The 13377-nt window shown below is 38.5% G+C and carries 13 protein-coding genes and 1 pseudogene; 4 read left to right on the forward strand and 10 right to left on the reverse strand.

Going from position 1 to position 13377, the window contains the following annotated elements; translation table 11 throughout:
- Positions 1-67: 67 nt before the first annotated feature.
- The gene (gene fabA / locus F8M47_RS10695; protein ID WP_150540064.1) at positions 68-598 is read right to left on the reverse strand and encodes a bifunctional 3-hydroxydecanoyl-ACP dehydratase/trans-2-decenoyl-ACP isomerase; all 531 of its coding nucleotides are present in this window, start codon (positions 596-598) and stop codon (positions 68-70) included.
- A 110-nt stretch (positions 599-708) separates the two neighbouring features.
- Positions 709-2346, reverse strand: coding sequence for an AAA family ATPase (locus F8M47_RS10700; protein WP_150540065.1), 1638 nt, complete (start codon positions 2344-2346; stop codon positions 709-711).
- Between the two features lie 84 nt (positions 2347-2430).
- Between F8M47_RS10700 and matP the strand changes: the two genes are divergently transcribed.
- A complete protein-coding gene (gene matP / locus F8M47_RS10705) occupies positions 2431-2877 on the forward strand; it encodes a macrodomain Ter protein MatP (RefSeq protein WP_150540066.1) in 447 nt (148 codons plus the stop codon).
- A gap of 73 nt (positions 2878-2950) precedes the next feature.
- On the opposite strand, the gene trpS is transcribed toward matP, so the two are convergent.
- The 7 genes and pseudogenes from trpS to F8M47_RS10740 all read right to left on the reverse strand — a co-directional run bounded on the left by trpS (position 2951) and on the right by F8M47_RS10740 (position 8835).
- On the reverse strand, positions 2951-3979 hold the full coding sequence (gene trpS / locus F8M47_RS10710) for a tryptophan--tRNA ligase (RefSeq protein ID WP_150540067.1): 1029 nt from the start codon (positions 3977-3979) through the stop codon (positions 2951-2953).
- Positions 3980-4123: 144 nt separating this feature from the next.
- Complete coding sequence (locus F8M47_RS10715) at positions 4124-4789, reverse strand: phosphoglycolate phosphatase (protein ID WP_150540068.1); 666 nt, start codon at positions 4787-4789, stop codon at positions 4124-4126.
- Between the two features lie 166 nt (positions 4790-4955).
- Positions 4956-5161 (reverse strand): annotated as a pseudogene (locus tag F8M47_RS12395) (hypothetical protein).
- A 132-nt stretch (positions 5162-5293) separates the two neighbouring features.
- Positions 5294-6088, reverse strand: a complete 795-nt coding sequence (gene lgt, locus F8M47_RS10725; RefSeq protein ID WP_150540069.1) for a prolipoprotein diacylglyceryl transferase — start codon at positions 6086-6088, stop codon at positions 5294-5296.
- 51 nt (positions 6089-6139) lie between these two features.
- Positions 6140-6931, reverse strand: a complete 792-nt coding sequence (locus tag F8M47_RS10730; protein ID WP_150540070.1) for a sulfite exporter TauE/SafE family protein — start codon at positions 6929-6931, stop codon at positions 6140-6142.
- Positions 6931-7548 (reverse strand): RNA pyrophosphohydrolase, encoded by a 618-nt coding sequence (gene rppH, locus F8M47_RS10735; protein ID WP_150540071.1) that lies wholly within the window; start codon positions 7546-7548, stop codon positions 6931-6933. The genes F8M47_RS10730 and rppH overlap by 1 nt, the downstream gene beginning before the upstream one ends.
- Positions 7549-8082: 534 nt before the next feature.
- Positions 8083-8835 carry a M48 family metallopeptidase gene (locus F8M47_RS10740; protein WP_150540072.1) on the reverse strand — a complete coding sequence of 251 codons (753 nt, stop codon included), beginning with the start codon at positions 8833-8835 and terminating at the stop codon, positions 8083-8085.
- A 236-nt stretch (positions 8836-9071) separates the two neighbouring features.
- Between F8M47_RS10740 and F8M47_RS10745 the strand changes: the two genes are divergently transcribed.
- Complete coding sequence (locus tag F8M47_RS10745; RefSeq protein WP_150540073.1) at positions 9072-9779, forward strand: tRNA1(Val) (adenine(37)-N6)-methyltransferase; 708 nt, start codon at positions 9072-9074, stop codon at positions 9777-9779.
- A 46-nt stretch (positions 9780-9825) separates the two neighbouring features.
- Here the strand turns inward: F8M47_RS10745 and rraA are convergent, their stop codons facing one another.
- A complete protein-coding gene (rraA, locus tag F8M47_RS10750) occupies positions 9826-10323 on the reverse strand; it encodes a ribonuclease E activity regulator RraA (protein ID WP_150540074.1) in 498 nt (165 codons plus the stop codon).
- Between the two features lie 260 nt (positions 10324-10583).
- Here rraA and F8M47_RS10755 point away from each other — a divergent pair, with 260 nt between their 5' ends.
- Positions 10584-11378, forward strand: coding sequence for a formate/nitrite transporter family protein (locus F8M47_RS10755; RefSeq protein WP_150540075.1), 795 nt, complete (start codon positions 10584-10586; stop codon positions 11376-11378).
- A 222-nt stretch (positions 11379-11600) separates the two neighbouring features.
- Positions 11601-13361, forward strand: coding sequence for a ShlB/FhaC/HecB family hemolysin secretion/activation protein (locus F8M47_RS10760; RefSeq protein ID WP_150540076.1), 1761 nt, complete (start codon positions 11601-11603; stop codon positions 13359-13361).
- The last annotated feature ends 16 nt before the right edge of the window (positions 13362-13377 follow it).

The raw sequence follows: 13377 nt of genomic DNA on the forward strand, positions 1-13377 counted from the left end.
AGATACTATTTAGTTTTATTGGGAAATGAAATGTTTGAAATCTATTTTTTCGATCAGGATCGCAAAATTAGAAAGCAGAAGTGTCTTGGAAAAGTCCTACTTTTAAATCTGTGGCGGTGTAAATTACACGACCATCAACTTCTACTTCTCCATCTGCTAAGCCCATTACCAATTTACGATTGATAACACGCTTCATATGAATACGGTAAGTAACTTTTTTCGCCGTTGGTAAAATTTGTCCTGTGAATTTTACTTCACCAACACCTAAAGCTCGTCCTTTACCTTTGCCACCAATCCAGCCAAGGAAAAAGCCGACTAACTGCCACATCGCATCTAGACCTAAACAGCCAGGCATAACAGGATCACCAATAAAGTGACAAGCAAAGAATGGCAGATCTGGATGAATATCTAATTCAGCTTCGATATAACCTTTATCAAATAAGCCACCATTTTCAGTCATTAAATTAATACGATCCATCATCAACATGGTTGGTGCGGGTAATTGTGGGCCTTCTTTGCCAAATAATTCGCCACGACCTGATGCTAATAAGTCTTCATAGGTATAGCTTGGTTTGATGTTTGGTGTACAGTTGTTCATTTTTTTATTCCAATAAATATAGAAAAAAGCCCGTACTATCAGGGCTCCGAATTTTGAGCGATAGTACAGGCTTTTAAATCAGCGTACAACTGTTAGCTGAGCTTGTCGGATCAGTGCTTGTTAAACCATTGGCAAATTTTCGTGAAAAATGAACCGCTTTCTTCATGTTCTTGCCCCTGTTCAATTTGTTGATGAATCAGGTTAAATATAGCAGGCTTAGCTTTTTTCGGTTGGGCTTCATCCTCATAAAAATCGTAATTGAGCAAAATTTGAATTGCCTCAAACACGTTTTCAACTGCCCAAATTTTAAACTTTTCTGCTTTTACTGCTTCGATAACTTCTGGTTTTAAGCTCAAATGAGAGACGCAGGTCGCAGGAATAATAACGCCTTGTTTGCCGTTTAGTTCTCGAGCATCGCAAATATTAAAGAAGCCTTCAATTTTTTGATTTACTCCACCAACACTTAATACGTTACCGAATTGGTCAATTGAACCTGTTACGGCAATAGATTGCGGTAATGCTAACTTAGCAAGTGCGCTGATCAATACGCAAAAAATCGCTAAGGATGAGCTATCACCATCTACTTCACCATAGGATTGTTCAAAAGCAAGTGAAGCAGAAAAGGGGAGTTGTGTTGGAAATTCCAATAAATTGGCTAAGCAAGATTGCGCAATAATAATGCCTTTTGAATGAATATTTCCGCCTAATTCCACTTTGCGTTCAATATCAGTAATTTCACCATCACCATGTTGTACATTGCAACTAATACGCAATGGCTCACCGAATGAATGCGGTACGCCTTCAAATTCAATCACCGATAAACCATTTATTTGCCCAACTTCTTCATCATCAGTTTTAATATATAATTGATTTGCTAGAATGTCTTGAGTGGTATATTTATTTAATATAGAAGATTGTTGCTCTAAATAATCAAAGTAGCTATTAACCTGTGTTAAAACGGTAGGGTTTTTATAAAAATTTGCAATACCTAATAAATGTTTCTTCAGTAAAGTAGGTGAAATAGAAACTAATTCTTGGCTTTCACTATCTCTTACATAAGCTTGTAAAAATTGATTTAATGCTTTGTTTTTAAATGAAGTTTTAATTAGCGTTTTCGCCATGGATTGAACATAGGTACCCCATTGTTCAATACTTTCATCATTAAGTGTTAAATAAGATTCAACTTCGGTATATTGTGCAAATTGATATAAGCTATCATCATATTCAGCTAATAATGAAATATCTTCTCGGCTACCAATTAAGACTAATTTAAATTTAGATTGAATCGGGTTAAGAAGATATGGGATATTATTTACTGAATGTTGTTCAAATGAACCAAATAATAAAGCCTGTTTTAATTTATCCCATTGCGTAATATCTAATAATAAGGAATTAACATTCAGCATTAAAATACCATTATTGGCTTGCTGGATTGCTCCTACTACATTTTCTACTTGTTGTGTTTTTTCAAGATAAATACTATAACCGAATAAGTGATTACGATTAAATTCGGTTTTGGTTACCAGAGGAGATTCAAGATTTGTAGCAAGATAATGTTCAATTTCTTGGATAAATTCAGGGAAAGTTTCGGTTTTGATCACTAATAGCGAACCAAATTGTCCACGTTTGAATTGGTCAATCGCTTGTTTTGCATTGGGTTGGAAATCAAAAAAACTCACATCCTTATTTGTTGTTTGAAATGAGTGATGTAAGGTAAGTGATTGCCAGTCTAATGGGGTTAAATTCACGAAAATGCCTCATAATAGAAATTTGGTTTATTATACAGAATTCCGTTATACTTGCCTAAGTTTAAGCACTGTGAAGAGAAGAAAATGCGCTATCAAAAGTTAGAAATTCAAGAAGCGAATTGGAAATGGAAATATTTGCTCAAAAAGCATCGAGAAGGTGAAAATATTACTAAGTACGAAGAAAGCAGTTTGATTGAGCTAAAAGTACAACTGTTAACCACCTTGCAACATTCACCAGAAGAAATTGAGCAATGGATTAAAACAGAAATGACCGCGGAACAGCGTAAAAAGATGCGCCAATCAGTGCGAGCAAGAAGAAAGCGTTATTTTAATGCAGAAAAAATTACTACGAAGAAAAAATCTATTGATTTAGAGTATGCGAGTTGGCTGAGATTGTCTAAATACGCCAAAGAGAAATCAATGACGCTTTCAGAAGCAGTGAACTATTTAATGGATGAAGTTGAGAATCAGCAGATCTATCAAGAACAAATGGCAAAAATGAAATCTAGCCTCAAAGATTTACTCAAATAAGCGGTCTGGTTTCACTTAAAATTTACAAAAATGCCCTTGTATATTGCTTACAAGGGCATTTGTTTTTCTAAGGTTATTTTACAAATCCAACAAGTTGATAAACTTCTTCAAGGGTTTTTCTTGCACGAACACGCGCTTTTTCTGCACCTTCACGGAAGATTTGCTCAAGGAGTGCTTCGTCTTGGCGGAAGTGGTTGTAGCGTGTTTGAAGGTCGGTTAAAAGTGTAGAAACTTGTTCTGCCACTTCAGTTTTTAAGTGGCCGTACATTTTTCCTTCAAATTCAGCCTCTAAGTCAGTAATTGTTTTGCCTGTTACCGCTGAAAGAATATCTAATAAGTTTGATACACCCGCTTTATTTTCACGGTCATAGCGAACGACAGGTGGTTCATCACCATCGGTCATTGCACGCTTGATTTTTTTCACAACCGCTTTCGGATCTTCTAATAAACCGATAACGTTATTGCGGTTATCATCTGATTTTGACATTTTTTTGCTTGGCTCAAGCAACGACATCACGCGTGCGCCAGCCTTAGAAATAAAGACTTCTGGTACTGCAAATACGGGTTCAATCAGATTACCTTCCGCATCTTTTTTGCCATATAATGCATTAAAACGGTTAGCGATATCACGGGTAATTTCTAAGTGTTGCTTTTGGTCATCGCCAACAGGCACTTGGTTTGCTTGATAAAGTAAAATATCTGCTGCCATTAAAACAGGATAAGTAAATAAACCTACGTTTACGTTTTCTTCATAACGTGCTGATTTATCTTTAAATTGCGTCATTCGGCTCATTTCACCAAAGTAGGTATAGCAATTTAATACCCATGCTAATTGGGTGTGTTCGGGCACGTGAGATTGAATAAAAATAGTGCTTTTGTTTGGGTCAATACCACAAGCTAAATAAAGTGCTAGTACGTCTAAAGAGGCTTTACGCAGTGCGACTGGATCTTGACGCACGGTGATAGCGTGTAAATCTACAATACAGAAAAGGCAATCGTAATCATCTTGCATTTTCACCCAGTTACGTAATGCGCCTAAATAGTTACCGATCGTCAATTCGCCTGATGGCTGCACGCCACTAAATACAATAGGTTTGCTCATTGTTTTTGTTCTCTTAATTGGTAAAAAATTGTTTGGATTATACCGTTTGCTAGCTTATTCGCCAACGAGAAAAGCACAAGCGGTCAAATTCCATAAATTTTTTGCAAAATACTCAGGGAATTTGGTCGCTTGTTATGAAGAGGGCTAACTTACAATCTTTAATACATCTGCAAATTCGCTGGTGACGAAAGTGGGATTCGATTGTTCAATTGGGACATTGTAGTTATAACCGTAAGTTAAACCAACAACATCACAGCCTGCAGCGTGAGAAGCAATCACATCGTTTTCGGAGTCGCCAACAAACAGCAATTCACTTGGTTGAATCGCAAATTTTTCGCAGATAAATAACATTGGATCGGGATGTGGTTTAATTTTCGGTACTGATTGTCCGCCAAGCGTTTCGCTGAATAAATGATAAATACCGAAAGCAGATAATACTGGCTCAACTAATTTAGTCGGTTTATTGGTGATCACCACGAGCGTATAGCTCTGGGCTTTTAGTGTTTCTAATGTTGCCTTTACATTTGGGTATAGCACGCTTTCTTCGCAAATATAAGTGGCATAATATTTATCAAAACTGCTACGCAATTGAACTAATTTTTGTGCATCGAATATTTTGCCTGTATAAGCAATCGCATTTTGAAAGAAAATATCAGCGCCTTTGCCAATCCAAGTTAGCACTTTTTCTTGAGTAGTGGTTGGTAGCCCGTGTTCGGCAAACATTGAATTCACTACCAAAGTTAAATCAGGTAGGGTATTGACCAAAGTACCATCAAGGTCAAAGCCAATCACTTTATATTTTGATGCCATAATGATTCCTCGTTTTCTTCATTTCAGTTTAAATTTAGCCAATAAAAAACCGTAACGTTGATAGTTACGGCTTTTTCTAATTCTTATGAGTGTTTTGCGGCATAATTTAGCCAAATTACACAAGCTAAGGCAATTAAGGTAAACACTGCTAAGGCAATAGTCAAATTCATAACTCTTTCTCCTTAAATGATTTTTTACGGCAAATTCTACCGCCTAATAAAAATAGATAAGTCGCCAATAGTAATAATGCGCTATTTATTAAGCGAAAATCTAATCCGTTTTACTATATAGAATTACAGGCAATGCCAATAATGCGACTTTGGCAATATCATCACATATTTTGCCCCAAGATTCAAACGACGCTTTTTCCACGAGTTGCTGAAATAAATTCCACCTATCTATTCAACTGTTAATTTATCTTTGTTCGATCTTGAACGCAAAATTGAAGCAATAAAAAAGCGGTTGAATTTCAGCAAAAATTTACCAAAATTCAACCGCTTGCCATTATGCCTTTTTACGGCGATATGCCCAAAGTATAATCAGTAGCCCACCGATAATCATTGGCATTGAAAGTAATTGACCTCGAGTGATCAAATCATCTACTGTATTTACATTTGGATCAATATCACGCACATATTCCACTAAGAAACGGAATACGCCGTAACCGATGAGGAATAAGCCCGCTACTGAGCCTGCAGGGCGAGGCTTTCTGATAAACCAATTCAGGATAAAGAATAACACTACGCCTTCTAAGAAAAATTCATAGAGCTGTGAAGGATGACGAGGTAAATAGCCACCGCTTGGGAATAATACTGCCCAAGGCACGTCGGTTACACGCCCCCAAAGTTCATCGTTGATAAAATTTCCGATGCGTCCCATTCCTAATCCAAATGGAATCAATGGCGCAATAAAATCCGCCGTGTGCCAGAAGCTACGTTTTTGACGGAACGAAATCCAAATCATCGCAACAATCACACCGATTAAACCACCATGGAAAGACATACCTCCTTCCCAAATGCGGAATAAAAATACGGGATCTTGCAAGAAGCGGTCAAAATTATAGAAGAACACATCGCCGATACGCCCGCCTAATACAACCCCCCAGAAACAGGTATAGATTAGCTGATCAACTTGTTCGGTACTCCAAACACCATTTGAGTTTTTTGCTCGTCGCATACCTAGCCAATAAGCGAAACCAAAGCCAATTAAGTACATTAGTCCATACCAGCGCAGTGCGATAGGGCCAACACTAAAAATAATCGGATCAATTTGTGGAAACTGAATAAATTGTTCGTTCATATGATTCCTTTAAAAAAATTCCCCTCAAAGATAGAGGGGAGAACATCGAAATTATTTTAAAAACATATTAATTGCGATAACAACCAGCATCACTGCAAAGGCTTTTTTTAGGATCGCAACAGGCAAAACGTTTGCTGCATTGGCACCTAATTTAGAAGTGAAATAAGAGGTTAAGGTAATGCCTAATAAAGCTGGCAAATAAACATAACCTAATGAATAATCAGGCATATTTTCTAAATTCCAACCGCTTGCAATAAAGCTGAAAGTACCAGATAAACCTAAAAATGCGCCGCAGAATGAAGAGGTGCCGATTGCACGTTTCATTTCTAAGCCTCGGCTATTGAGGAATGGCACAATAAATGCACCACCGCCGATGCCTGCAACACTTGATAATGCACCAATGACACCGCCTGCAACAATGGTTGATTGGGTCGTAAGCGGTTTAATTTTCTGTTCTTTTTGCAACGAGAAAATCATACGGGCAGCGAGATAGACTACCATTACAGCAAATAATTTCGACATTAATTTGGCATCCAAGCCACTGATCACTAAGCCCGCTAAAAAAACGGAAATCATAATAGAAGGAATAAATACTTTACTAATATCCCAATCTACATTACCTAATTTGTGATGGCGTTGTGCCGATGAAAAAGCAGTGACCACAATGGTGGAAAATGAAGTGCCTAATGCCACAGACATTAGATTTTCAGGGCTAATGCCAGCCATTGGCAATAAATAGACCAAACTTGGTACGATAATCAAACCGCCACCGATACCAAATAACCCCGCTAAAAAGCCAACAACAGTTCCTAATACGAGGCAACTTAAAAATACTTCAATCATTACGATTTTCCTTTCTGATGTTGATGATTCCAGCCACGAGTAGGTTTGCGAAATTCACGTTTTTGGTAGTCACGCTTTTGAAAATCACGTTTTCCTGTACGTTCTACTCGAAGTTTTTCCGTTGTTTCTAATTTTTTTGATTCATTTAATAACACCGCTGCAAATTCTTTCATGACTTTGCGATATACATCACGTTTAAATGATACGACTTGACGTACAGGGTACCAAAAGCTTACCCAACGCCAGCCATCAAATTCAGGATTTTTGGTTGCTTTTAAATCAATCGTGTTTTCATCACTGACAAGTTGTAGCAAAAACCAACGTTGCTTTTGCCCGATACAGACTGGCAGAGAACCATCGCTACGCACTAAGCGTTTTGGTAATTTATATTTCAGCCAATATTTAGACGCCCATAATAATCGCACATCTTTTTTAGTTAAGCCGACTTCTTCGTAGAGCTCACGGTACATTGCTGCTTCAATGTTTTCACCCTCATTAATTCCACCTTGTGGAAACTGCCAAGAGTTTTGTCCAAACCGTTTTGCCCACAGAACTTGTCCTGCTGTATTGCAAATGACGATACCAACATTTGGGCGGTAGCCATCGAAATCGATCACTGAGCCACCTTATTATTTTACGTAAAGAGAAAATAGGTGAGATTGTTTCACACTTTAGCGCTTTGAACAACCACTAAAGCCAATTTTGTAGATAAGTCTGTGGATAAGTTGTCAAACAAATGAGTATGCTTATTGAATAACTCAGTTAAGTATTTGTTTTTATTTGAAGGAGAGTTGGATCACATTTTCGATCTAACACCGATCCTTTTGAGTAAAAAGATCGGCTGTTTTAGAGAATAATTCAGCAAGTATATGGATAACTTTCCAGATTAAGACGAGATTAGCATTTTTTATTCACACTGGAGATCTATTTATCCCCATCATCTGTGGATAAAATTGTGATAGATTAGAATAATGATCGTGAATAACTTTAGTTATCCAATTAAGAGGTGAAAATTTTATATTAAAAACAATAGCTTATATATTTATGCACAATGTCGAAAAAGAGGATATGTTTGATGATTGTTTTTTATACAAAATAAAAAGCAGATCGTAATTAATGATCTGCTTTTAGGTGATTAATTGAATGACAAATTATTTTTTGCTTGTTTGATACACTTTCATCGCCTCAGGTAGTAAGCGTTCAAGATTGGCTTGGCGATCTGCGTTTGATGGGTGAGTTGAGAAGATCGAGTTACCTGAATTGCCAGCTGCTTTGCTCATTTTTACCCACACATTTGGTGCAGCAGAAGGGTTATAACCTGCACGAGCCATTAACATTAACCCAATTTCATCCGCTTCAGTTTCTTGGTTACGAGAGAAGGGTTTATTTGCAATTAAATCTGTCCCTGTGCTTAATAAGCCACCCGTATCTGTGCCTAATGCCACAGAGGCTGCAGCATCGGCAACCGCACCTAAAATACCCGTTGTCATTTCAAAGTTATAAGCCGATTTACTATGCTCTTGCAAAGCGTGTGCCATTTCATGCCCCATTACTGTTGCAATTTCGTCATCGGTCATGTTCAAACGTTCAACTAAGCCCGTATAAAAGCCCATTTTACCGCCTGCCATTGCCCAAGCGTTTAGTTCTTTTGAGCGGAACACAGTAATTTCCCAATTAAATGGCACACCTGTGGTATTTGCTTGTTCAGCATAAGGCTTCATGCGATTAAATACGGTTTGGATACGTTTGGCAGTTGCAGAAGTGGTATCAATGGCGCGTACATTTTGTTGCTTCATTTTTATATAACCTTGTTCCGCCTGTGAATTCATTTGGTGGGTGTTTACACAAGCGACAATACCTGCCAATACAAAGGCGGAAAAACCAAGTTTTTTCACTAATTTCATCTTCATTCCTTACTGATTTGTTTTTTATAGTTAGCGTTGTTGAATCCCGTTAGCTCAAGCGGAATCTTAAAGAAAAATTGTTTTCCGTTCAAAGAATACAAAGATATCAACAGCTTCGAATTAGCCCAAGCATTTGGCATTAATAATGAATAAAAATTCAAAAGTTATTCGATTTATTGCTTACTTGTCGAAGCAAATAAACAATGAGATTATAGCTTATTATCAATGGAGGTGACATGAGTAAATCAACGGGTTTTCAATTTAAGCAATTTTTTATTGCGCACGATAAATGTGCGATGAAGGTAAATACAGACGGCATTTTATTGGGAGCGATTGCTGATGTACAAAATGCAAAAACGATTCTCGATCTTGGCACTGGCACAGGCTTGGTGGCAGTAATGCTTGCACAACGAGCTAAATCAGCTCGCATTAGCGCACTTGAATTAGAGCCTAATGCTTACCAACAAGCGGTCAAAAATTGTAAAAATTCTGCATTTTCTGACCGCTTGCAGGTTTATTGTGGTGATGTGTTGAATTATGAATTTCAGCAACAATTTGATTTGATTGTGTCAAACCCACCTTATTTTGCGAATGGATTAGCCTCTCGTTCTCACGAGAGAGATCTTGCACGTGCTGTGGTTCAAAGCCATTTAGCGTGGTTAGTACAAGCCAAAAAATGGCTAGCGGAAAAAGGTGAAATGAGTTTTATTTTACCCTTTGATGCAGCAGAAAATTTAATTGAACAGAGTCGGACAAGCGGTCTGTTTTGCACAAAAATTTGCAAAATCATCACTAAACAAGGGCAGGCTCCAAAACGTGCTATTGTAAGTTTTTCCAAACAAAATCAACCAGTTATCCAAACAGAATTAGTAATTTACACGCAAGATAGCCAATATACCGCTACTTTTAAGCAATTAACGCAAGCGTTTTACTTAAAGATGTAGCAATAAAAAACCGACCTATTGGTCGGTTTGTTTGTACTCATCTAAATTATTCTTCTAATTCGGCTAAATCTAATAAGTCTGGTGAAAGAATAATACCTGTAAGATCAGCGTACACATAGTCTTCAGGGAAGAACGTTACACCACCAAAATTAACAGGCGTGTCCACTTCGCCAATATCTGCATCATCAGCGCCTACAGGGATTGGTGCAAGAGCATGAATACCGATATCTAAGGTTTCAAGCACATCAAGTTGGCGAACTGCGCCGTATACAATAATACCTTCCCAGCCGTTATCTACCGCTAATTGCGCTAATTCCGCATCAATCAGCGCTCGGCGAACTGCGCCACCGCCATCAATAAGAAGCACTCGCCCGTTGCCTTCTTCCTCCAACACTTCGGCAATTAATCCGTTGTTTTCAAAGCATTTTACTGTAGTGATTTTGCCATAGAAAGATGAGGCACCACCAAAACTTGAAAAAATGGGTTCCACCACATCAACTTGATCTGAATAAATATCACAAAGTGCTGAGGTATCAATACGCATAAGATGCTCCTGTTTCTAAAAGTGTATATCGTCTCGGAGTATAACCTTAGATAGTAAATTTACAAAATTTTTGCCAAATTTGACCGCTTGTTTTGCGAGCTAGCTCACAAATTGGCAGTGATTTCGCCGAAAATCAGGATAAACTGAGATAGGGTCTAATATATAACGAAAGAGCGTGAGATATAACTGATTATTCTTTTTGCAAGAAAATACTCTCTGTTAAATTCTTCTCATCTTTTAATTAACATTTATTTTACATTATGCACAACAGAGATCTTTATCCACACGAAATCCTACAAGACGTTATTGATAAAAGTTTTGCTAAATCGCAAAGTAGCTTAAAAATGCTCGCCATTTTAAGTTTTTTGGGCGGTGGCTATGTGAGCTTTGGTTATATTGCTTATTTAAAAGTAGTGAGCGGTATTCCACCTGAATGGGGAGGGCTAGCGAATTTATTAGGCGCTGCGGTATTCCCGATTTGTTTAATTTGTATTTTGATTGGTGGTGGCGAGCTAGCAACAGGCAATATGATGCTAATGGCATTGGGCAAATTTAGTAAAAAGGTGAGTTTGTCGAAATTAGCTCGTAACTGGGTGATTGTAAGCCTAGGTAACTTAGTTGGAGCGGTGACGATGGCATTTTTCTTAGGGCATTATGTCGGCTTAGCAGAAGGGAATTCGGCGGCGAAAACCATTGCGATTGCACAAGCAAAAGTGGAAATGGACTTTGGGCGTGCTTTTATTTCAGCGATTGCCTGTAACTGGATGGTTTGTATGGGTATTTGGTTCTACTTCGGTGCGAAGCATACTTCTGGACGAATCTTAGCGATGTGGTTCCCTGTGATGACATTCGTACTGATTGGCTTACAGCATTTTGTAGCGAATATGTTTATTATTCCAGCAGGTATCTGGGTGGGTGCAGACGTTACTTGGGGACAGTTCTTCTTAAATATGATTCCTGTATTTTTAGGTAACGTAACAGGCGGAGCTGCATTCGTAGCGGCATCTTACCTCTTTGCATACAAACACTTACTTAAAGATGATTACGCTATCTAGCCTGAGGCAAGCGGTCAGTTTTAGGCAAAATTTTGCAAAAAAGTGACCGCTTATTGATCTGCACCCCAAAACCTAAACATCCAATGTGAGGGCAGATCATTTTTCGATTAAAATCATACCAATAAATAAAACCAAATACGCAATGTAAATATACTTTACGCTCTATATTAAACAACATAAACTTGTCGGACTTGTTGTCATTTGTTTTTTATTGAGTTATGTATGTCATTAAAATTTAAATCTTTTATTTATACCTCTCTTTTTAGCCTACCTATTTTTAGTTTTGCTGCTCCAACCTCTAATATTGATCCTGTATTAAATCAACTGGATGCCAATGAGCAACAACGCCAAAAACAACAAGAAAATCAACGAGAAAGCCAATTTAAACCACAAGCGGATATTCGAATGGATACTCGCCAAGAAAAGCATTTAGCGCTGCCGATTGATGAATCGCCTTGTTATCCTATTCACCAAATTAATTTAATTGATTATTCCGTCCATAAATCACATTCGACCAGCCAATTTCAATGGGCATTTAATCATGCTGTTTCAGATTTAAAACTGACTTTGCCACACTGTTTAGGTGGGGAAGGTTTGGGAATATTAATGAAACAAATTCAAAATAATATTATTGAAAAAGGTTATGTCACTACCAGAGTGGTGGCGGAAGAACAAGATTTGCGTTCAGGTAAATTAGTCCTCACGGTGATAGCTGGTAAAGTACGTAATACTTTGGTTGCGGATAGTGGTATTGTGCCTCGCTTTACGCCATTACATGCGTTAACCGCATTGACTTTTAAAAAGGGCGATATTTTAAATATTCGAGATATTGAGCAATCCTTAGAAAATTTAAAACGTGTACCAACTGCGGAAGCCAATATTGAAATTTTACCGAGCGACGGTGAAGGCAGTCAGGTGGGCGAAAGTGATTTAAGCATCCGTTATGCACAAGCGTTGCCGTTTCGCTTAAATGTGGGCTTAGAAGATTCAGGTTCAACGTCCACGGGCAAATGGCAAGCTTCTGCAACCTTATCTTGGGACAATATTTTTTCAGCCAACGATTTGTTCTACACCAGTTTTACCCATAGTATTAAACGCCATTCCGATGATAAAGGCGCACGCGCCAGTCGCAATTTATCGTTCTATTACTCCATTCCTTTTGGTTATTGGCAATTGAGTGCCAGTCACACCACGCATCGCTATCACCAACAAGTCTTTGGTGCTTTTGAAAATTACCTCTACTCAGGTGAAAGTGAAACAGACAAATTCAGCCTTTCACGTGTGTTATATCGAGATGCCGTACGTAAGACCACTCTGTCGGGGGGTTTTGGGTCTCGACATTCAAAAAACTTTGTGGATAACGCCGAAGTTGAAGTACAACGTCGCCGTATGGCAGGCTGGGAAGCAGGCATTGCGCATAAAGAATATTTGGCAGATGCCACGCTTGCGCTAGAAGCGAATTTCAAGCGGGGGACAGGGGCACGAGGGGCAATTAGAGCGCCAGAAGAAGCGTTTAACGAAGGCTCTTCTCGCCCAAAAATTATTACCGCCTCAATTGATTATAAAAAACCATTTGTTTTGGAAGGACACGCTTGGCAATTCCATTCAAGCTTTCATGCGCAATGGAATAAAACACCGTTAATTGCACAAGACCGCCTCAGTATCGGTGGGCGCTATAGTGTGCGAGGCTTTGACGGTGAATTATCCCTTTCAGGTGAGCGAGGCTGGTATTGGCGCAATGAAATCAGTTGGAATGTCGCCAAGCGTGGTCACTGGCTTTATTGGGGATTGGATGGCGGTCGTGTGTCAGGGTTAGATGGCAACACCCGTTTAGGGCATCACTTAATGGGTGCGGTGATTGGCTTACGAGGCAGTTGGAAAGGGTTTTATTATGACTATTTTGTCGGCAGACCAATGCGCCACCCTGAAGGATTTCGCACCTCAAAACATGTCACTGGCTTTAATCTCGGCTATAGCTTTTAGTCCAGCTTGATAATTA

It is taken from the genome of Actinobacillus vicugnae, from assembly GCF_901687125.1.
Classification (GTDB): Bacteria; Pseudomonadota; Gammaproteobacteria; order Enterobacterales; family Pasteurellaceae; genus Actinobacillus; species Actinobacillus vicugnae.

Coding starts and splice junctions, on each gene's coding strand:
- lgt (WP_150540069.1), bottom strand. CDS start 6,088: ATGAACGAACAATTTATTCAGTTTCCACAAATTGATCCGATTATTTTT.
- fabA (WP_150540064.1), bottom strand. CDS start 598: ATGAACAACTGTACACCAAACATCAAACCAAGCTATACCTATGAAGAC.
- F8M47_RS10730 (WP_150540070.1), bottom strand. CDS start 6,931: ATGATTGAAGTATTTTTAAGTTGCCTCGTATTAGGAACTGTTGTTGGC.
- F8M47_RS10715 (WP_150540068.1), bottom strand. CDS start 4,789: ATGGCATCAAAATATAAAGTGATTGGCTTTGACCTTGATGGTACTTTG.
- trpS (WP_150540067.1), bottom strand. CDS start 3,979: ATGAGCAAACCTATTGTATTTAGTGGCGTGCAGCCATCAGGCGAATTG.
- F8M47_RS10760 (WP_150540076.1), top strand. CDS start 11,601: ATGTCATTAAAATTTAAATCTTTTATTTATACCTCTCTTTTTAGCCTA.
- F8M47_RS10745 (WP_150540073.1), top strand. CDS start 9,072: ATGAGTAAATCAACGGGTTTTCAATTTAAGCAATTTTTTATTGCGCAC.
- F8M47_RS10755 (WP_150540075.1), top strand. CDS start 10,584: ATGCACAACAGAGATCTTTATCCACACGAAATCCTACAAGACGTTATT.
- rraA (WP_150540074.1), bottom strand. CDS start 10,323: ATGCGTATTGATACCTCAGCACTTTGTGATATTTATTCAGATCAAGTT.
- F8M47_RS10740 (WP_150540072.1), bottom strand. CDS start 8,835: ATGAAATTAGTGAAAAAACTTGGTTTTTCCGCCTTTGTATTGGCAGGT.
- matP (WP_150540066.1), top strand. CDS start 2,431: ATGCGCTATCAAAAGTTAGAAATTCAAGAAGCGAATTGGAAATGGAAA.